This is a genomic window from Eggerthella sp. 1_3_56FAA (assembly GCF_000185625.1).
GTDB classification, from domain to species: Bacteria; Actinomycetota; Coriobacteriia; order Coriobacteriales; family Eggerthellaceae; genus Eggerthella; species Eggerthella lenta.
Map to the genome: position 1 here is coordinate 203,654 of NZ_GL622582.1, position 18,811 is coordinate 222,464.

At 65.5% G+C, this 18,811-nt stretch carries 16 protein-coding genes; 5 read left to right on the plus strand and 11 right to left on the minus strand.

The features are described 5' to 3' along the window. Positions 1-1,335, minus strand: a 1,335-nt coding sequence (dnaG, locus tag HMPREF1023_RS14180) for a DNA primase (protein ID WP_050784841.1), incomplete at its 3' end; no start/stop codon positions are given. Positions 1,336-1,343: 8 nt separating this feature from the next. After that, positions 1,344-1,535, minus strand: coding sequence for a hypothetical protein (locus HMPREF1023_RS14185; protein ID WP_009608583.1), 192 nt, complete (start codon positions 1,533-1,535; stop codon positions 1,344-1,346). Between the two features lie 212 nt (positions 1,536-1,747). Here HMPREF1023_RS14185 and HMPREF1023_RS14190 point away from each other — a divergent pair, with 212 nt between their 5' ends. The 3 genes from HMPREF1023_RS14190 to yfcE all read left to right on the plus strand — a co-directional run bounded on the left by HMPREF1023_RS14190 (position 1,748) and on the right by yfcE (position 4,958). Next, positions 1,748-2,917: a hypothetical protein gene (locus tag HMPREF1023_RS14190; RefSeq protein ID WP_009307136.1), complete on the plus strand. Its 1,170-nt coding sequence runs from the start codon at positions 1,748-1,750 to the stop codon at positions 2,915-2,917. A gap of 239 nt (positions 2,918-3,156) precedes the next feature. Next, positions 3,157-4,383 (plus strand): deoxyguanosinetriphosphate triphosphohydrolase family protein, encoded by a 1,227-nt coding sequence (locus tag HMPREF1023_RS14195; protein WP_009307137.1) that lies wholly within the window; start codon positions 3,157-3,159, stop codon positions 4,381-4,383. Between the two features lie 26 nt (positions 4,384-4,409). Then, positions 4,410-4,958, plus strand: a complete 549-nt coding sequence (gene yfcE / locus HMPREF1023_RS14200; RefSeq protein ID WP_009307138.1) for a phosphodiesterase — start codon at positions 4,410-4,412, stop codon at positions 4,956-4,958. Between the two features lie 19 nt (positions 4,959-4,977). Here yfcE and cydC read toward each other — a convergent pair whose 3' ends face one another. The 3 genes from cydC to HMPREF1023_RS14215 all read right to left on the minus strand — a co-directional run bounded on the left by cydC (position 4,978) and on the right by HMPREF1023_RS14215 (position 9,868). After that, positions 4,978-8,508 (minus strand): thiol reductant ABC exporter subunit CydC, encoded by a 3,531-nt coding sequence (cydC, locus tag HMPREF1023_RS14205; protein ID WP_009307139.1) that lies wholly within the window; start codon positions 8,506-8,508, stop codon positions 4,978-4,980. A gap of 2 nt (positions 8,509-8,510) precedes the next feature. Continuing rightward, positions 8,511-8,960, minus strand: a complete 450-nt coding sequence (locus tag HMPREF1023_RS14210) for a YbaN family protein (protein WP_009307140.1) — start codon at positions 8,958-8,960, stop codon at positions 8,511-8,513. A gap of 107 nt (positions 8,961-9,067) precedes the next feature. Further along, the gene (locus HMPREF1023_RS14215) at positions 9,068-9,868 is read right to left on the minus strand and encodes a type III pantothenate kinase (protein WP_009307141.1); all 801 of its coding nucleotides are present in this window, start codon (positions 9,866-9,868) and stop codon (positions 9,068-9,070) included. Between the two features lie 152 nt (positions 9,869-10,020). On the opposite strand from HMPREF1023_RS14215, the gene HMPREF1023_RS14220 reads away from it, so the two are divergent. Beyond that, the gene (locus HMPREF1023_RS14220; RefSeq protein WP_009307142.1) at positions 10,021-11,748 is read left to right on the plus strand and encodes an OPT/YSL family transporter; all 1,728 of its coding nucleotides are present in this window, start codon (positions 10,021-10,023) and stop codon (positions 11,746-11,748) included. A gap of 82 nt (positions 11,749-11,830) precedes the next feature. On the opposite strand, the gene HMPREF1023_RS14225 is transcribed toward HMPREF1023_RS14220, so the two are convergent. The 3 genes from HMPREF1023_RS14225 to glf all read right to left on the minus strand — a co-directional run bounded on the left by HMPREF1023_RS14225 (position 11,831) and on the right by glf (position 15,316). Then, positions 11,831-12,889: a hypothetical protein gene (locus HMPREF1023_RS14225; RefSeq protein ID WP_009307143.1), complete on the minus strand. Its 1,059-nt coding sequence runs from the start codon at positions 12,887-12,889 to the stop codon at positions 11,831-11,833. 185 nt (positions 12,890-13,074) lie between these two features. Next, positions 13,075-14,097: a glycosyltransferase family 2 protein gene (locus tag HMPREF1023_RS14230; RefSeq protein ID WP_009307144.1), complete on the minus strand. Its 1,023-nt coding sequence runs from the start codon at positions 14,095-14,097 to the stop codon at positions 13,075-13,077. A gap of 4 nt (positions 14,098-14,101) precedes the next feature. Next, on the minus strand, positions 14,102-15,316 hold the full coding sequence (glf, locus tag HMPREF1023_RS14235; RefSeq protein WP_009307145.1) for a UDP-galactopyranose mutase: 1,215 nt from the start codon (positions 15,314-15,316) through the stop codon (positions 14,102-14,104). A gap of 219 nt (positions 15,317-15,535) precedes the next feature. Here glf and pta point away from each other — a divergent pair, with 219 nt between their 5' ends. Continuing rightward, the gene (gene pta, locus HMPREF1023_RS14240) at positions 15,536-16,534 is read left to right on the plus strand and encodes a phosphate acetyltransferase (RefSeq protein WP_009307146.1); all 999 of its coding nucleotides are present in this window, start codon (positions 15,536-15,538) and stop codon (positions 16,532-16,534) included. A gap of 79 nt (positions 16,535-16,613) precedes the next feature. On the opposite strand, the gene HMPREF1023_RS14245 is transcribed toward pta, so the two are convergent. The 3 genes from HMPREF1023_RS14245 to xseB all read right to left on the minus strand — a co-directional run bounded on the left by HMPREF1023_RS14245 (position 16,614) and on the right by xseB (position 18,652). Then, positions 16,614-17,828, minus strand: a complete 1,215-nt coding sequence (locus HMPREF1023_RS14245; RefSeq protein WP_009307147.1) for an acetate/propionate family kinase — start codon at positions 17,826-17,828, stop codon at positions 16,614-16,616. Between the two features lie 179 nt (positions 17,829-18,007). Continuing rightward, the gene (locus tag HMPREF1023_RS14250; protein ID WP_009307148.1) at positions 18,008-18,361 is read right to left on the minus strand and encodes a histidine triad nucleotide-binding protein; all 354 of its coding nucleotides are present in this window, start codon (positions 18,359-18,361) and stop codon (positions 18,008-18,010) included. Positions 18,362-18,394: 33 nt separating this feature from the next. Further along, a complete protein-coding gene (gene xseB / locus HMPREF1023_RS14255) occupies positions 18,395-18,652 on the minus strand; it encodes an exodeoxyribonuclease VII small subunit (RefSeq protein WP_009307149.1) in 258 nt (85 codons plus the stop codon). Between the last annotated feature and the right edge of the window lie 159 nt (positions 18,653-18,811).

The following is an 18,811-nucleotide window of genomic DNA, read 5'->3' on the forward strand; positions in this document are numbered from 1 at the left end:
TTCGGCCTTCGGAGCCTTCAAATGCTCCAGCTGGTCGATCACGTCCTGCTCGCGGGCGCGCACGCTCGTGGCTATCTGCACGGCGTAATCGCGCGCGAGCATGGAGTCCTTGATGGGGGCCAGCACCTGCAGCGCGTCGGCAAGGGCGGCGGCGCGGCCCTCGGCGCGGCTGAGGTCATGGCGCGCAAGGCGGCGCTCGATGCCGTACTTCAGCAGCGGCTGGGCGTTCGCGATGAGCTTCTGCAGCTCCTCGGCACCGCGCTGGGCCACGAAGTCGGCCGGGTCGAGGTTGTCCGGCAGCGTGACGGCAGCCAGCTCGATGCGGCTCTTGCCCGCCTCGGGCGTCATGGAGTCGTCGATGAACGCGAGCGCCCGGTCGGCGGCGCGCTGGCCTGCCTCGTCGCCGTCGAATAGGTATACGATGCGATGCTGCGCGTGGCGCGACAGCAAGCGGATATGGCGCATGGTGAGCGCGGTGCCCAGCGTGGCCACCGCATTCCTCACGCCCGCCTCGTGCAGCGCGATGACGTCGGTGTAGCCCTCCACCACCACGGCTATGCCGGTCGAGGCCATGGCCGCTTTCGCCTTGTCCATACCGTAGAGCACCTGCGACTTGTGGAACAGCGGAGTCTCCTGCGAGTTCAGGTACTTCGGCTCGCCCTTGCCCACCACGCGTCCGCCGAAGGCGATGCACTCGCCCTGCGGATCGTTGATGGGGAACATGATGCGGTTGTAGAAGCGGTCGCGCAGCTTGCCCCCGTCGTTCGACAGCGCCACGTTCGCCTGCACCATCTCGTCGGGCTTGAAGCCCTTCGCAGACAGGTGGCGCACCAGCTGCCCGTGCCCCGGCGCAAAACCGAGCTGCCAGGTCTTCGGCACCTCGCCCCCCAGGCCGCGCGCGCCCAGGTAGCTGCGCGCCGCCGACGCGTCGGAGCCGGGGTTGCGCATGAGCTGGCAATGGTAGAACTGCGAGGTCTCGTCGCAGACGGCCTTGAGGCGGGCCTTGCGGCTGCTGCCGATGCTCTTGCGCCCGCCGCTCTCGGCGATGTCGATGTGCGCGCGCTCGGCCAACCGGCGCACGGCTTCGGGAAACGACAGGTCCTCGGTCTTCATGATGAAGCCGAACACGTCGCCGCCCTCGCCGCAGCCGAAGCAGTGCCATAGCTGCAAGGCCGGATCGATCTTGAACGACGGGGTCTTCTCGTTGTGCAGCGGGCAGCAGCACCAGAAATCGCGCCCGCGCTGCTTCACCGGCGTCCGCTCTCCGATAACCTCGACGAGGTCGTTGGCCTCGCGCACCTTCTGGATGTCCTCTTCGCTGATGCCGCCCGCCATCGCGACCCCTACCTGCGTCTGTTCTGCTTCGCCAGCACCACGTTCACGAGGAACACGAATGCCAACGCCAGCGACGGCCCCAGCTCGGCGATGCCGACGCCCTCCTCGCCCGCGTTCGCGTACGCGAGCACGAGGCTGCCCGTCATGAGGACGAAGCTCAAGCCCCCGATAACCGCGAATATCCACTGCCTGTTCTGCATGCACTCCCTTTCCGTGTTCGTCGCTGTCCAGTATAGCGCAAGCGCGCGCTCGCGGCGCCGCGGCGGGAAGGCGCAGGGCAATCAGCAGGATGCCAACCGAATCCTGACAAAACCGCAGCGGTATCGGACGCCGGCGGGACCGCTGCTATGCTTGATCGGCCGGTCGCGCTTCGCCGGCATTCCGAACGATCGCCCGAAAAGAGAGGTTTGCCATGAACGACGACATCACGATTTTGGCGGACTTCGATTCTGCGCTCTACGAGCAGGTCGAGCCGCCCCTCGTATCGCTCTACCTGCCCACGCACGGCAGTGCTCCCGGCGACGAGAGCGACCGCATCGAGTTCGAGGCCCTCGTGGAGCAGGCGCGCGCGAAGCTCGCCCAGGAGCGCGAGCGCCGCGAATACAAAGGCGTCGACGAGCGGCTCGCCTACGCAGCCGAGCACTTCGACGATCTGATGAGCCCCGCGCCCGGCGGAAGCCTCGCCGTGCTCGCAGGCAACGACCGAACCTACATCTACCGGCTTGGCTACGAGGCGGGCCCGCTCGCGTTCGTGGGCGAGCGGTTCTACGTCAAGCCGCTGCTGAAGAACTTCCAGTTCGGATCGCACTACTTCCTACTGGGGCTTTCGGCCGACCGCTTCGCGTTCGTCCACGGCGACTTCGGCTCGCTCGAGCGCGTGGAGCTGCCCCGCGACGTGCTCGACGCGTTCAGCGAGGAGTTCCCGCTCGTGTACGACGGGCACGAGGGTGCGCTGGACTACTCGTCGCTCGAGAACCATATGCCGCCCTACCACGGCTGGAAGTCGCGCAACGACGTGAGGAAGGAGGAGGCCGGAAAGTTCTTCCAGTACGTGAACAAGGCGGTGACCGACTACCTCGTGGCCGGCACCGACCTGCCGGTGATCCTCGTGAGCCTGCCCGAGCACCAAAGCGCCTTCCGCCGCATCTCCACCATCCCCCATCTGCTGGACGAGGGCATCGAGAAGGACATCGGCGGCATCGAGGCCCCCGAGCTCTTGTCCGATGCGAAAGCCGTCATCGAGCATGTGCGCGAGGCGCGTGCGACCGAGCTGCTGGAGAAGTTCGGCGATGCCGAGGCGCACGGCGGCGCGTCATCGGACCTGAAAGCCATCGGGCTCGCTCTCGTGGAGCGCAAGGTGCGCGCCCTGTTCCTGGCCGAAGGCGCCTACATCCCCGGCGGCTTCGACGAGCAGACGGGCGAGGTCTTCCTGTTCGAGCGAGAGCCGCACGGCCGCTTCCAGGGCCCCGAGCTGGCCGACGGCTTCGTCCGCGCGGCCCTTGCCCAGGACGCCGACGTGTTCGAGCTTCCCGCCGAGAAGATTCCCGGCGACTCCGGCATCGCCGCGCTGTACCGGTACTAGGCGCTTCGTTACCATCAGCACTGACCCGCTTCGTTAATGCACGCTTTTGTCAAGCTTTCGTACGTATGAAAGGCGGTTTTGCTTGTCAAAAGCGTGCGTAAGCGGACTGCAACCGCTTGGAGCCGGCGCATGCGCTCGCTCGCCGGCCTCTTCGCCGTACGCGGCTCCATGCGCTACAATGTCCTCGATACCCGCGACGCCCGCCGCCGCGCGGCGGGCTGCATCAGCAGAGGACGCCCATGGAACGCACGAACATCCCCTATCTCTCACTCAACCCCGACATCGAGGCCGCCATCCGCGCCGACCGCGCCGCCGGGCGCGCGCACCCGCATCGCTTCGACGACGCGAACGTCGTGCGCCGCGAACGGAACCCTCACGACAACGCCACGCTCACGCGCCCCGCGTTCGCGCGCGACATCGAGAAGATCCTCAACGTGCCGGCGTACAACCGTTACGCCGACAAGACACAGGTGTTCTCGTTCGTGGAGAACGACGACATCTGTCGCCGCGGGCTGCACGTGCAGTTGGTCAGCCGCGTGGCCCGCGGCATCGGATCGCTGCTGGGGCTGAACTGCGAGCTCATCGAGGCCATCGCACTGGGCCACGACGTAGGGCACACGCCCTTCGGCCACGCCGGCGAGCGCTACCTCAGCGCCTGCTACCACGCGCGCACCGGGCGCTACTTCAACCACAACGTGCACTCGGTGCGCGTGCTCGACCAGCTGTACCGCCGCAACGTCAGCCTGCAGACCCTCGACGGCGTGCTGTGCCACAACGGCGAGTTCGCCCAGCAGGTGCTGCGCATGGGCGACACGGCCGACTTCGCCGCGCTCGACGCGCTGGTGGAGGCCTGCAACGCCGACGAGCGGACCATCAAGACGCTGCGCCCCTCCACGCTGGAGGGCTGCGTCGTGCGCGTCAGCGACATGATCGCCTACGTGGGCAAGGACCGCGCCGACGCGCTCGACATGGGCGTGATCGACTCGCTCGACGTCTTCGACAGCGAGGTCATCGGCCGCGACAACGCACGCATCATCAACAACCTCACCGTCGACCTCGTGAACACGAGCTACGGCACCGACCGCATCGCGCTCAGCGAGGAGGCGTTCGCCGACCTCAAGCGTGCCAAACGCCAGAACTACGAGCTCATATACGAGCGCGAAGGCATGGTGAACGGCGCAGGCAACATCGTGGAAGAGATGTTCGAGGAGCTGTACGAGCGCCTCTTGGAGGATCTTCTCGCAGGCGACGAGGGCTCGCCGGTGTTCAAGCACCATGCCGCCTCCCTCGCCGCCAAGTCTCGCACCGTGGAGATCGACGAGTACCTGGCATCGGATCCGAACCAGGTGGTCGTCGACTACATGGCCTCGATGACCGACAGCTACTTCATGGCGCTCTACGCCCATCTGTTCCCGAGAAGCAAGAAGCGCATCATCACGCGCGGCTACTGCTCCGATTTAGGCTGAGGGCCCACCGAGGAAAGGAAACGCCTGTGAAGCTGCTCATCGCATCCGACCTGCACGGCGCGGCGCCCGCCGTGCGCGCGCTCGTCGACCGCATCGAAGCCGAAGCGCCCGACCGCATCGTCTTGCTGGGCGACCTGCTGTACCACGGCCCGCGCAACGACCTGCCGGAAGGCTACGCGCCGAAAGAGGCGATCGCGCTGCTCAACGGCCTGGCGAAGCGCATCGTTGCCGTGCGCGGCAACTGCGATGCCGAAGTTGACCAGATGGTGCTCGACTTCCCGTGCATGGCCGACTACGCCCTCGTCGAGGCCGACGGGCACGTCCTGTACCTCTCCCACGGCCACCTGCCGGGCAAGTCCCCCGACGACCCGCCTACGCTCGCTCCCGGCAGCGCCTTCTTGTCAGGCCATACCCATGCGAAGACGCTCGACGAGCGCGACGGCGTGCTGTTCGTCAACCCGGGAAGCACCTCCATCCCGAAGGACGGCTCCCCCAGCTACGCCGTGTACGAACACGGCACGTTCACCCTGAAGGACTTGGATGGGAACACGCTGCGCGAAGGCGGATGGGAGTAGCCCGAACGGCGCTCGACCCTTAACCTAACCGTCCTCGATCCACCGTGTATTCCACGTCGGCTATCGCGGCGGTCGAGGCGCGATGGCTCACCAGCACGACGGTCTTGTCGCCGCGGCCCTCGGAGAGCGCGCGGAGCACGGCGGCCTCGTTCAGGCTGTCGAGGTTCGACGTGGGCTCGTCCAACAGCACGAACGGCGCGTCGTGCAGGAACACGCGTGCAAGGCCTATGCGCTGCCGCTCGCCTCCCGAGAGCGTCTCCCCCAGCTCGCCCACCGGCGTGTCCAGCCCGCGCGGCAGACGTTCGATCAAACCGCTCAACGCCGCCTTGCGGCATGCTTCGGCCAGCTCTTCGGGCGAGGCGCTCGGCTTCGCAAGGAGGATGTTCTCGCCTATGGTGCCGGCGAACAGATGCGTTTCCTGCGTCATGTAGCCCTGCGTTTCGCGCAAGCTGGCCGTGTTCGCACGGCGCACATCCGTGCCCGACACCTCCACCACGCCGCGCGTGGCATCCCAAAAGCGCATGAGCAGCTTGCACAGCGTCGACTTGCCCGAACCGCTGCGCCCGGCCAGGTGCACCATGCTGCCCGGTTCGATGTGCAGGCTCACGTCGTCGAGCACGGGATGCCCTCCATAGGAGAAGTCGACGCGACGCACCGCGGCGCCCGAGAACGTCCCCAGATCCACACCGTCGTCGACCTCCTCGGTCTGCGGGCGCTCGTCAAGCAGCTCAAGCACGCGCCCCCCGGACGCAAGCGTCTGCTGCAGCGTGGAGCCGAGATTCGCCACGGCGATGACCGGGCCGAACGACGACATGAGGGCGGCCGTGGCCACAAGAGCTCCGTCGGGCGCGATGGCACCGGACAAGCACAGCGTCCCCGACGCCAGCACCATCGCAACGTCGAGCGCCAGCACCAGCCCGTTCGTCAACGACATCGCCAGAGCGCCGCGCCCCTTGAGGCGCGCTTCCGCGCGGGCAAGCTCGTCCATGCGTTCGTCCAGCTCGCGCGAACGTTCGGCCGCTCGGCCGAATTGCAGCGTCTCGCGCAAGCCTCGCAAGCTGTCAAGCACGAACGCGTTCATACCGCCCAGCCCCTCCCGCAGCTCGCGCCCGCCCATGCCGCTGGCCTTCGAGGAGGCGTACGGCACCGCTACGCCCACCAGCAGGTAGGATGCAAGAGCCAGCAACCCCAGCGCCGGAGATATCGTCGCGACGAACGCCGTCATGCCCGCAGACACGACGAACGCGATGATCGCCGGGGACAACGTGTGAGCATAGAACACTTCCAGCAATTCGATATCGCCGGTCACAAGCGAAACAAGGTCGCCTTTGTCGCGGCCTTCCAGCTTCGCCGGAGCCAAGCGGCGCAGCGCGGCGAACACGCGGTCGCGCACGAGCGCCAACAGCTTGAACGCGAGATAATGGTTGCACAGCTGCTCGCCGTAGCGCAGAGGCCCGCGCGCGACGCCGCAGACGGCCACGAGCGCCAGCGCGGCGCCGTAGCCGACAGTCTGCGGAAAGCCCGCCAGGTCGACGAGCGCGTAGACCCCGAACACCGTGAGGAAGATGGCCGCCCCGAAGCCCAGCACTCCCAGCACGACGGCCAACGCCATCCAGGGAGCCAGAGGGCGCACGAGCCCCACCAGCCGCAGCATCACCGACAAGTGCAATCGGCGCGTCGGCTCGACGGGCGCAGGCTCTTCCCCTCTTCGCCCATGCGCAGGGCAGTCGGGGCAGCGCGCAGGCTCGGCCGCGGCGCGCGCGGATCCTCCGGAAACCGCAGACGGCGCCTCCGTCAGCCGATCCTCGGGATCGTCCGCTTCGACCGCCGCAGAGAAGCGCTCGAGCTCGGCTTGCCGGCTCCATAGGCGCGCATACGGGCCGCCGTGCTCCAGCAATTCGCCGTGCGTCCCGGCTTCTGCCACACGGCCGTCTTCCAACACGTAGATGCGGTCGGCGCCGACCACGGCCGCCAGGCGATGCGAGATCACGACGACGGTCTTCGTGCGCGCCAGCTCATGGACGACCTCGACGATGGCTCGCTCGCTCTCCGCATCGACGTTCGACGTGGCCTCGTCGAACACGTACGCAGGCGTATCTCGGAGCAAGGCGCGAGCCAGCGCGAGTCGCTGCCGCTGACCACCCGAAAGGTTTCCGCCTTCCTCCGCTATCGCTGCATCGAGCCCGCCCGCCTGCTCCACGAACCCTTCTGCGCGGCAGCGACGAAGCGCCTCCCACAGCTCCTCGTCGCTCGCCTGGGGGTCGGCTAGCAGCAGGTTCGAGCGCACGCTCCCCTTGAACAGGTAACTCGAGAACGGAACGACCGTGACGGTGCTCGCAAGCGAGGCGCGCGACGCCTCCTGGATCGGCACGCCGCCCACTTCGACCGACCCCGCGAATCCGGCGTTGCGTCCCGACAGGATGCCCGCCAACGTCGACTTTCCCGAACCGCTCTCGCCGACGATGCCCGTGAACGATCCGGCGGCCGCATCGAAATCCACGTCGGAAAGCACGGTGCGCTCGCCATCGTAGGAATACCCCACGCCGCGGCATGCAAAGGAGATGCGATCGGCCTCGATGACGCGCGAGCCGCGCTTGGGTTCCGGCGCATCGAGAATCGCGAACATCTTGTCGGCCGCCGCCATGCCGTTCATGGCCGTGTGGAAGAACGACCCCAGCGTACGCAGCGGGATGAAGAACTCGGCCGCCAGGAATATCACGGCGAAAGCCGCGAAAAACGGCGCCTGCCCGAGCGAGAACTGCCACAGCGCCATGACGATGCCCACCGCCGCCCCGCCGTAGGCGAACACGTCCATCACCGTCACGGAGTTCAGCTGCATGCGTAAAAGCCGCATCGTGGCCTGGCGGAACGTCTCGGCCTCGCGGTTCATCGCCTCGTGGCGATCGGCGTCGACGCGGTAGATCTTGAGCGTCGTGAGGCCCTGCAGGTTCTCGAGGAACGTCGCGCCCAAGTCGGCGTAGGCGTCCCAGTACGAGCCCATCGCGCGCTTCGCGATCTTCTGCACGGCGACGATGGACGCGGGTATGAGCGGCACGCAGGCCAAAAGCGCCACGGCAGCCGGAAAGCACAGCGGCGCGAGACAGGCGAACAGGGTGAGCGGCGCCAAGACCGAATAGAACAGCTGGGGCAGGTACGAACCGAAGTAGCTCTCCAGCTGCTCGGTGCCCTCGACGCTCACCTGCACGGCCTCGCTCGTGGACACGCGCTCGGAGTACGACGGACCGAGGCGCACGAGCTTGTCGTATACGAGCTTGCGCACGGTGCGCTTCGCGGCCGCAGCCGCCGCCTGGCCCATGCGCTGCGAGAGCGTCAAACAACAAACGCGCACGACGATAGCCGCCGCAGCGGCCATCACGAGGTTCGCCCGCGACGCGGCGACGTCCCCACCCTCGACGAGGGACTGCACGAACGCCCCCATGAGCAGCATGAGCGCTATGTTCGCCGCGAGCGCGACCCACTGGAGCGCGACGCTTGCCGCTACGTACTTGCGCGCTTCGGGCACCATGCCCGCCAGCCGTTTGCTGAACATGCCTAGCCCTCCGTCCGCTCGACAACGCGTTCGGAGCCGCGCTCGGTCGCAGAGCCGCGATCCGTCTTCACGATGAAGCCGAAATACACGACATGCGCCACCCATACGGCAGCAACGACGGCGCGTCCCACCGGCACGTTCGCCATCAGAAGGAGCGAGGCGCCCAACACGAGCGTGACAGGCCCCAGCAGCATGAGCTTCGCCTTCACGGTCATCGCGCGCTTCTTCGCGAAGCCTTCCAGCACGGTGCGGTACAGCTTCGTTCCATGGAACCATGCGTCGAGGCGCTCCGAGCTGCGCGCGAAGCAGTACGCGGCTCCCAGCAGGAACGGCACCGTCGGCAGAACGGGAAGCACCGCCCCCAGCGCCCCAAGCCCGAAGCAGGCGAAGCCCCCGACCGCCCACAGGGCGCGAAGGCACCTGGCCGCGCGCCGGTCTCTCTCGTTTGTCATGCGCATCCTTCCCAGCGCCGACGCCCTGCGCCGGCAAATAGTTACCTCTGTCTAACAAGGTGGGAATTGTACGCGAACTGGATTAAATTGTAAACCTTGGTTAATTTTTAGCGACGGTTCAACGTGTGCAGCATGCTCAGGCCCCGCAGGGTGAGATGCTCGTCGGTACGGGCGACGCGCTGCGACAGCGCGGCGATGGCAGCGGCATCCGAGCCCGTGGCGATGACGTCGGTCTCGTAGCCCAGTTCGCGCCATACCATGTCGATGAGGCCGTCGATGAGCGCGACCTCCCCCATCACGACGCCCGCTTGCATGGCCTCGCGCGTGTTCTTGCCCACCACCGATGCCGGAGCCTTGAGATCGACCATCGCCAGCTGCGCGGCGGCATCCGACAGCGCCTTCGCCGACAGCTTCACGCCGGGCGCGATGATGCCGCCCACGAACGAGCCGCCCTCGTCAACCACCTCAAAGTTCGTCGTCGTGCCCAGATCCACCACGATGAAGGGCGCCGTATAGGCCGTGCGGGCGGCAACGAGGTCGGCTACCCGGTCGGCTCCCAGCTCGCCGGGGTCGTTGTAGCGCATCTTCACGCCCGTCTTCACGCCGGGTCCCACCACGAGGGGGCGTCGGCCGGTAAGCGCGCGCGTCGCGGTCACCCATGCATCCGTGAGCCCCGGCACCACCGACGCGATGACGGCATCGTCGCAGATCGCACGACGGCCGTCGCGCTCCAGCATGTCGAACAGCCCCGCCATCCGCATGCGCGCCTCGTCGGCCGTCATGCGCTCCGTCGTGGTCACCTTCCAGGTGGCTTCCAGCTCGCCGTCGACGAAGAGGCCCAGGTTCGTATCCGAGTTCCCCACGTCCACGCATAGCACCGTGCGCGATGCGTCCCTTCCGTTGCCCATAGCCTCCCGCCCTTCCCGAATTGCAACAATCATGCGAATTTAGCGATGCCGCTCGCCCTTTTCGTACAGTATCCAGTATACTGTACCCGTCCGTTCAGTAACCCGACTTCCTAAAACGTGAGGGGAAGCGGATATACGCAAAGGAGAAGAGAATGGATTCTGTCAAAGGGCAGCTGACGCTGCGCGGCATCGTCATAGGCTGCGTCGGTTGCGCCATCATCACCGCGGCATCGGTGTACACGGCCCTCAAGATGGGGGCGCTTCCTTGGCCCATCGTGTTCGCGGCCATCATCTCGCTGTTCTTCCTCAAGGCCCTCGGGCACGGCAAGGCCAGCCTCAACGAGGCGAACGTCACGCACACCGTGATGAGCGCCGGCGCCATGGTGGCGGGCGGCCTGGCCTTCACCATCCCCGGCATCTGGATGCTGGGCTACGCCGACGAGGTGGGCTGGTTCGAGATGCTCCTCGTAGCCGTCTCGGGCGTCATCATGGGCCTCGTCTGCACCGCGCTTCTGCGCCGCCACTTCATCGAGGACTCCGAGCTGGAGTACCCCATCGGCGAAGCGGCCGCCCAGACGCTCATCGCGGGCGATTCCGGCGGCAAGACCGGCTGGAAGCTGTTCGGCTCCATGGGCTTCGCGGGCGCGTTCACGGCGTTGCGCGATTTCTTCGGCGTGATCCCCGCGATGCTCTTCGGCAACGCCGCGGTCCCCGGCGTTGCGTTCGGCATCTACCTGTCGCCGATGCTTCTGGCCGTGGGCTTCCTCGTGGGCACGGGCGCCGTCGTCGTGTGGTTCGTCGGAGCGCTGCTGGCGAACTTCGGCATCATCGTGGGCGGCTCGGCCGCGGGACTCTGGGACGTGGCGTCCGCGCAGGGCATCGTGTCCAGCCTCGGTATGGGCGTCATGATGGGCGCGGGCCTGGGCGTCATCTTCAAGAACATCCTGCCCAAGGCCTGGCGCATGCTGCGCGACGCCCGCAGCTCGAACGCGTTCGGCCTCACCGCCGCAAGCACCATGGATGCGCCCGCAAGCGGCGCTAAGGACGGACGGCTGCGCATCGGCAGCTTCCGCCTCACCGCCGGGCTGGCCGCGCTCGCCGTGGCCGCCGTCGCGCTCATCGTCTGCTTCGGCCTGCAGCTGGGCCCCGTCCCGGCCGTCATCGTGGTGCTGCTCGCCTTCGTCGCCACGGCCATGAGCGCGCAGAGCGTCGGCCAGACGGGCATCGACCCCATGGAGATATTCGGCCTCATCGTGCTTTTGGCCGTGGCGGCCGTATCCAGCGTGCCGCAGGTGCAGCTTTTCTTCGTCGCGGGCATCGTGGCCGTGGCGTGCGGGCTGGCCGGCGACGTGATGAACGACTTCCACGCCGGCCACGTGCTGGGCACCAGCCCCAAGGCGCAGTGGATCGGCCAGGCCATCGGCGCCGTGCTGGGCGCCTTGGTGGCCGTCGCCGTCATGGCGATCCTCGTGAGCGCGTACGGCCCCGAGTCGTTCGGCCCCACGGCGTCGTTCGTGTCCGCGCAGGCGTCCGTCGTGGCCACCATGGTGTCGGGCATCCCCTCGGTGCCGGCGTTCGCCATCGGGCTTGCGGCGGGATTCGTCCTCTACCTGCTGAACTTCCCCGCCATGATGCTGGGGCTGGGCATCTACCTGCCCTTCTACATGTCGCTGACCGCGTTTCTGGGAGCCATGGCCAAAGTCGCCTACGACGCCGTGTGCAAGCTGCGCCGCAAGGGGCTCTCGCCCGAGGCGGCCGCGGAGAAGGAGAAGGCCCAGGGCGAAACGGGCCTCGTGGTGTCGTCCGGCCTGCTGGGCGGCGAATCCATCGTAGGCGTCCTGGTGGCGCTCGCCGCCGTGGCGACGGGCCTGGGAGCGTAAACGCGGCGTGATCGCGGCCGCGTCGCCCGAAACGGACGGTTTGAGCGGCGATTCCGTCCGTTTCGGGCGACAGCTTCCCCAATCAGGCGAAGAATGGCTCGTCGTGCAAGGCGCATACGGCGAACACGTGCGCCGAAGTCGAGCGAGAGCGCGACAGGCGCCGAACGACACGAGCCGTTTCATCGTCCCGAGGAATTCCATACTGATCGAGGAGCTTGACGAAGCGACCCGTGTTCGCCACGTCTTTGCTCGAGAACCGCATGATCGGCATGCCGTAAAGGGTGAGCTGAGCCTCTCGGTGCTGTTCGTCGGCAAGGACGCGCATCGGTGTCCGGCCGCCGCGCAGCGCCGCGTCCTCGTACTTCTGCATCCCATCGAACTCGCCGATAACCCTGCTGCCGTCCAGCCGCGTCCAGAGGAAGTCGACGCGATACGAACGCCGTCGATCGAGCGGCCGAGGCAAAGCCACCTGAAGCTCGGGAAGCGCGAAGCCATGCTGGATCATCGCGGCGCGCGCGATGGATTCGCCACCGCTTTCGCTACGGGCATCAGCGTAGTGCATCGTCCGCATGGCATGTGCCGCTCCTTCGAGATTGCCGCCGATGCGCCTAACATGGGAAACGAACGCGCTTGCCCTGCCCCCACCGAGGCGTAGCGCGAAATCCGCAACGGCCAGGGCCTGCCCGAAATCCACCATGCGCATGCAATCGAAGACGGTCCTCTGCAGCGACGTCACACGGAGTCCCTGCACAATGACGGATTCGTCTTCGGCGACAACGTGCCACCGAACGGTCTTCGAATTCGCATTGCGGTTCGATCGGGTCGTCGCAACGTGGATTGCGCCCAGCCTCTCGTACGATACCGGCAGACCGAACGCAACGGCAGCTGATTCGTGACAGAAAACCCAATCGGGATGAATGCTCTGTGCAGTGCGCATCACATGAAGCATTTTCTCGGGCTTCGAAAGCCCGCTCCAATAAGCGGCTCTGGCATACATGCCCCGAGCAGGCCGTACGACCTCACCTCGCTCCACATGCCGCCGCAGAATCTTGCGCGTCCGCTCGCAGGACGAAATCGCGCACATCCGCATGCGCTCCGCCCGAAGGAAAAGCTGGGCCATTTCGACATCGTTGGCTTTCATCGCGCACCACCGCCATCCGCATCCATGCAACTTCGTTCCATCTTCCCAGAAAACAAACAACCTGACGGCTTGAGCCGCGCAGTTCGCAAGACGAACACTGTCGCCCGAAACGGACGGTTTGAGCGGCGATTCTGTCCGTTTCGGGCGACAGCTTCCGCTAACGGACTCGCCGTTCCGCATGCACGCTAGTTGAACTTGAAGATCTTCTGAGCCATACGGTAGCCGGTGATGCCGATGCGGCGACCGAACGAGGTGGGCAGGTTCGTGCCCATGTTGAGCGTGCTGCGCCGGATGGGACGGTAGGCGTCCGGATTGTGCGCTTTGAGGTACTCCCAGATGGCCTCGCGCTTGTCCTCTGCCTCGTCGGTGTCGATCATGCGCAGGAAGATGGAGCAGATGCACATCATCATGGACAGGTAGTTCTCCATGTAGCGCTCCAGGCGCTTCTCGGGCACATCGTCGGGCAGGCGCACGGCATCGATCATCTCGCGCGTCACGCGCAGCTGCTGGTCGATGCGACCCATCATGACGTTCTCGTTCACGCTCTGATCTTCGCGCCCGATGAAGTAGCGGTACATGTCCACGTCACGGTAGTAGATGGTCTTCACATGCGGAAGAGGAACGTACACGAAGATGTTGTCCACGTAGAAGCAATGCTCGGGCAGCTTGAGATCGATGTCCCGCAAAAGATCGGTACGATAGATCACCGAGTGCATGAGCAGATACTGGCTTTGCCCGAAATGGCCCACGTCGGCCCAGCCGAACTCGCGCCCCTCGGGAAACACGTTACGGTAGTGCATGACCGTGCGCGCGCCCTCGTGAACCTTCTCGTACACGTAGTTGCCGATGACGAGATCGGTTGGATGCGGCAGTTCGGCCTGACGGCGCAGGTAAACCATGATCTCGGCCATGGCGTGCTCGTCGAGCCAGTCATCGGAGTCCACCACCTTGAAGTAGCGGCCCGTCGCGTTCGCCAATCCCATGTTCACCGCCGATCCATGACCGCCGTTTTCCTTATGGATGGCGCGGATCAAACCGGGGTGACGCTCCTGCCACGCATCGGCCTTGGCGGCCGTGTCGTCCTTCGTGGATCCGTCATCGACGATGAGTATCTCGATGTCGTCCCCGCATTTCAAAATCGACTCGATGCAGGTATCCATGTAGGCGGCCGAGTTGTAGCACGGCACGGCGAAGGAGATGGTCTTCATGCCGCTACCCCACCAGCTCGTCGGCGAGCGCCAGCGCACGGCCGATGATGACGTCCATGTTGTAGTAGCGGTACTCGGCCAGACGGCCCAGCGGATGGAAGTTCGGAAGCGACGTGGTGAGCGCGCGGTAGCGCTCGTAGTGCGCGGCGTTCTCGTCGTTGATGATGGCGTAGTACGGGATCTGCTTCTTCGGATCGTCGTAGGAGTGGCTGTACTCCTTCATGATGGTGGTCTTGTCGCTTACCTGGCCGGTGAGGTACTTGAACTCGGTGATGCGCGTGTAATCCTCGGTCACCGTGAAGTTCACCGTTCCGCAAGGCAGCACGTGCTCGACGTCGTGCGTCTCGTACACGAAATCGAGGCTGCGGTACGGCAGTCGGCCGAAACGCGACAGGAACAGCTCGTCGAGCGGCCCGGTGTAGACGATGGGCCCCTCGAACGGCGCGCCCTTGATGAGAATGGCGGACAGAGGCGCGTTCTCGTCGTTGCTCTCGAACTCCAGTTCGAACACGTTCTCGGCTTCGGTTTCCAGGCACACCATGATGCGCTCGTGGTCGAGCATGCGCTCGAACAGCGGGGTGTAGCCCTCGAGCGGCATGCCCTGGTAGGCGTCTTGGAAGTAGCGGTTGTCGCGCGACAGGAACACGGGCACGCGCGCCGTCACCGACGGATCCACCTCCTCCGGCGTGAGCCCCCACTGCTTCTGCGTGTAGTAGAGGAACACGTTCTTGTAGATGAAGTCCGCCACCTCGGTGAGATCGGGGTCGTCGACGCTCCGCAGCTCGGTGATGGTCACCTTGCGCTCGTCGCCGAACGTGGCGATGAGCTTCTCGATGAGCTGCGAGGCGCGCTCCTCGCCGAAGGCGATCTCCATCGAGTTCTTGTTGAACGGCACCGGCATGTACGTGCCGTACCAGTCGGCCAGCACCTCGTGCTGGTAGTCGCGCCACTCGGTGAAGCGGCGGACGTAGTCGAACGCGCGCTTGTCGTTGGTGTGGAAGATGTGCGGCCCATAGCGGTGCACGAGGATGCCCGCCTCGTCGGCCTCGTCGTACATGTTGCCGGCGATATGGGGCTTCTTCTCGATCACGAGAACACGCTTGCCGCCGCGCTCTGCCAGCTCGCGCGCCATGACGCTGCCGGCGAACCCGCTGCCCACCACCACGGCGTCGAAATCGCCTCGATCGATGTCATGCAAATCGCAGTAACGCACACCCATGGGGAACCTTCCTTGTCCGTATTGACCCGCACGAACCGCGCGGTCGCGATATCCTAGAAATAAAGCGCGGTATTTGCCGCGCCATAGATGCCGAACGCTATTTTACCGGGAAGGCTCCGGGTTGCGTGGATTATCATACAAAGCGGATAAAATGGAAGCGAGCGACGACCCGCCGCTGCAGCATGCGAAGAGGGCGTCGCGCGAATCGAAAGGCCTGCCATGAGTTCATTCCTGGAAACGATGCTCGCCCGCGCCAAAGCGGATCGCCAGACGATCGTGCTGCCCGAAGGCGACGACGAGCGCACCCTGGCGGCGGCCGAGCGCATCTTGGCCGACGACATCGCCGACCTCGTCATCCTCGGCGACGCCCACGCCATCGCGGCCAGCCCCTACAAGCTCAGCGGTGCGCGCATCATCGACCCGCGCACGTCCGAGCTGCGCGAAGGGTTCGCCGAGGCGCTCTACGAGCTGCGCAAGGCCAAGGGGATGACGCCCGAGCAGGCGATGGGCCTCATGGACGACGTGCTGTACTTCGGCGTGATGATGGTGAAGACCGGCGGCGCCGACGGCATGGTGGCCGGCGCATGCCATGCCACGGGCGACGTGCTGCGCCCCTGCCTGCAGATCCTCAAGACCGCGCCGGGCGTGAAGCTGGTCAGCTCGTTCTTCGTCATGGTGGTGCCCGACTGCGACCTGGGCCAAGAGGGGACGTTCCTGTTCTCGGACTGCGGCCTGGAAGTGCAGCCCGATGCCGAAAAGCTCGCGCACATCGCCGTGAACTCCGCGAAGTCGTGGAAGACGCTCATGGGCACCGAGCCCGCCGTGGCGCTGCTGTCGCATTCGACCTACGGCTCGGCCAAGAACGACGACGCGGCCAAAGTGGTCGAAGCAACGGCCATCGCGAAGGAGCTGGCGCCCGGTCTCGCGCTCGACGGCGAGCTGCAGCTGGACGCGGCCATCGTCGAGTCCGTGGGCTCCTCGAAGGCTCCCGACTCCCCCGTCGCAGGCAAGGCCAACGTGCTGATATTCCCCGACCTCGATGCCGGCAACATCGGCTACAAGCTGGTGCAGCGCCTGGCGAAGGCCGAAGCCTACGGTCCGATCACCCAAGGCATCGCCGCCCCCGTGAACGACCTTTCCCGCGGCTGCACCGCCGACGACATCGTCGGCGTCATCGCCATCACCTGCGTGCAGGCTCAAGCGAAGCAGGCGGAGTAAGGCGGACGCCGCCTGCTTGCCAAACGACGAGGCCCCCGCGTTGAACTGCGGGGGCCTCGTCGTTTACAGCTTCGTGCGTTTACACCAGCGGGACGTCCACTTTCTCATGGAGAATCTCGTAAGTGTCGCGAGCGATCATGTACTCCTCGTTCGTGGGGATGATGATGATCTTCACCGGAGAGCTCTCGGTGGATATCTCGCGCTCGAAGCCGCGTTGGCGGTTCTTCTCCTCGTCGAGGATCATGCCGAGAGGCTGCAAGCCCGCGAAGATCATGCGGCGCATCTTCTCGCAGTTCTCGCCGACGCCGGCCGTGAGCACGATGGCATCCACGCCGCCCATGACGGCGATGTACTGGCCGATATACTTCTTCACCGAGTTCGAGTACATGTCGTAGGCCAGCATGGCGCGCTCGTGACCCTGCTCGGAGGCATCCCTCACGCTGCGCAGGTCGTTCGAGATGCCGGATATGCCCAGAAGACCCGATTTCTTGTTCATGAGGTCGTTCATCTCGCCCGCAGTCAGGCCCTCGTGCTCCATCACGAACGGGACGATGGCCGGGTCGATGGCCCCGCAGCGCGTGCCCATCATAAGGCCGTCGAGCGGCGTGAGGCCCATGGAGGTGTCCACCGCCACACCATGGTCGATGGCCGATATCGAGCAACCGTTGCCCAGGTGGCACGTGATGAGCTTGAGGTCCTCGATCGGCTCGTCCAGCACGGCGGCCGCGCGCTCGGAGATGTAGCGGTGCGAGGTGCCGTGGGCGCCGTACTTGCGGATGGCGTACTTCTCGTACAGCTCGTAGGGCAAGGGGTACATGTAAGCCTTCGGCGGCAGCGTCTGGAAAAACGACGTATCGAACACGGCAACCATCGGCGTGCTCGGCATGTGCTTGAGGCACGCGTTGATGCCCATGAGCGCCGCCTTGTTGTGCAGAGGCGCGAGCTCCGCCAGCTCGTCGATCTTCTGGATGACGTCGTCGTCGATAAGCACCGAGCGATCGAAGTACTTGCCTCCCTGCACGATGCGATGGCCTACCGCATCGATTTCCTCGAGCGAGTCGATGGCCTTCGTCGGCCCGCTCGTCAGCGATTCGAGGACGAGCGCCATCGCATCGTCATGATCGGCCATCTTGGCATCGATGACCTCTTCGTTCTTATCGAGGCCGTGCTTATGGAACGCCTCGGCCGAACCTACCCGCTCGCAGATGCCCTTCGCAAGCAGCTCCTGCTGCTCCACGTTGACCAGCTGGTACTTCAAGGAAGATGACCCCGCATTGATGACTAGTACGTTCAACGACCTGCCTCCTTCGGTATTCCTAAAGCATATATTCTAAGGTGGCGGCGGAAAGCTCCGCGGGCAAACGGAGGCCTGTATCGGCCAGCGGCGCGCCGCTCACCGAAAACAAGCGTCGAGGCCGTCTGCCGGACAACGGCAAGACGACCTCGATCGAAGCGTATTCGCAGGTCAGAATATTACTTCGCCGAAGGATCGCCCGAGTTCATGGGAGCGCCGCCCAGCACGTGCACGTGGATATGATGCACGGACTGCTGCGCATCGTCGTTCGTGTTGACGATCACGCGGTAACCGCTCTCGGCGATGCCCTTGAGCTCGGCGATCTTCTTCACCGTGTTGAACAGATAACCCATCTCGTCGTCGGGGATGCCGTCTCCGATGTTGTCGTAGTGATTCTTCGGCACGATGAGGGTGTGCACGGGCATCTGCGGGTTCACGTCCTCGAACGCGAGCACGCGGTCGTCCTCGTACACCTTCGCCGAGGGGATCTCCCCCGCCACGATCTTGCAGAACAGGCAGTCTTCCTTGCGCATATCCTTCTCCTTCTCGAAAGCCGGTTTTCCCCGCTAGGACAAGCTGGTGTCGCGCGCACCGTCGTCGGCGTCGGCCACGAGCTCGCCCATGAGCACGTCCACTTTCTGCTGAGCCTCAGCCAGACGGCCTTGCAGCGCCGCGAGCAGGGCCACGCCGCGCTCGTAGCTTCTCAGGCTGTCTTCCAGCTCCAGCGAATTGCTTTCCAGCACTCCGACGATGCCGTCCAGCTCGGCCATGGCCTCGCGAAACGTCAGCTCCTCGATGGGCCTGAGTTCGGTGTTCTCCGTCATGATGCATCCTCCCAATCGATGATTTCGGTGTCCACGCGCCTGGCTTGCTCCACCCGGCAGGCGAGCACGCCGTCCGCGACGGCGACGTCCACGGCCGTGCCAGGCGGCGCGGCCTCCACGCTCTTGACCACGGCGCCGTCTTCCGTGCGCGCGACGGCG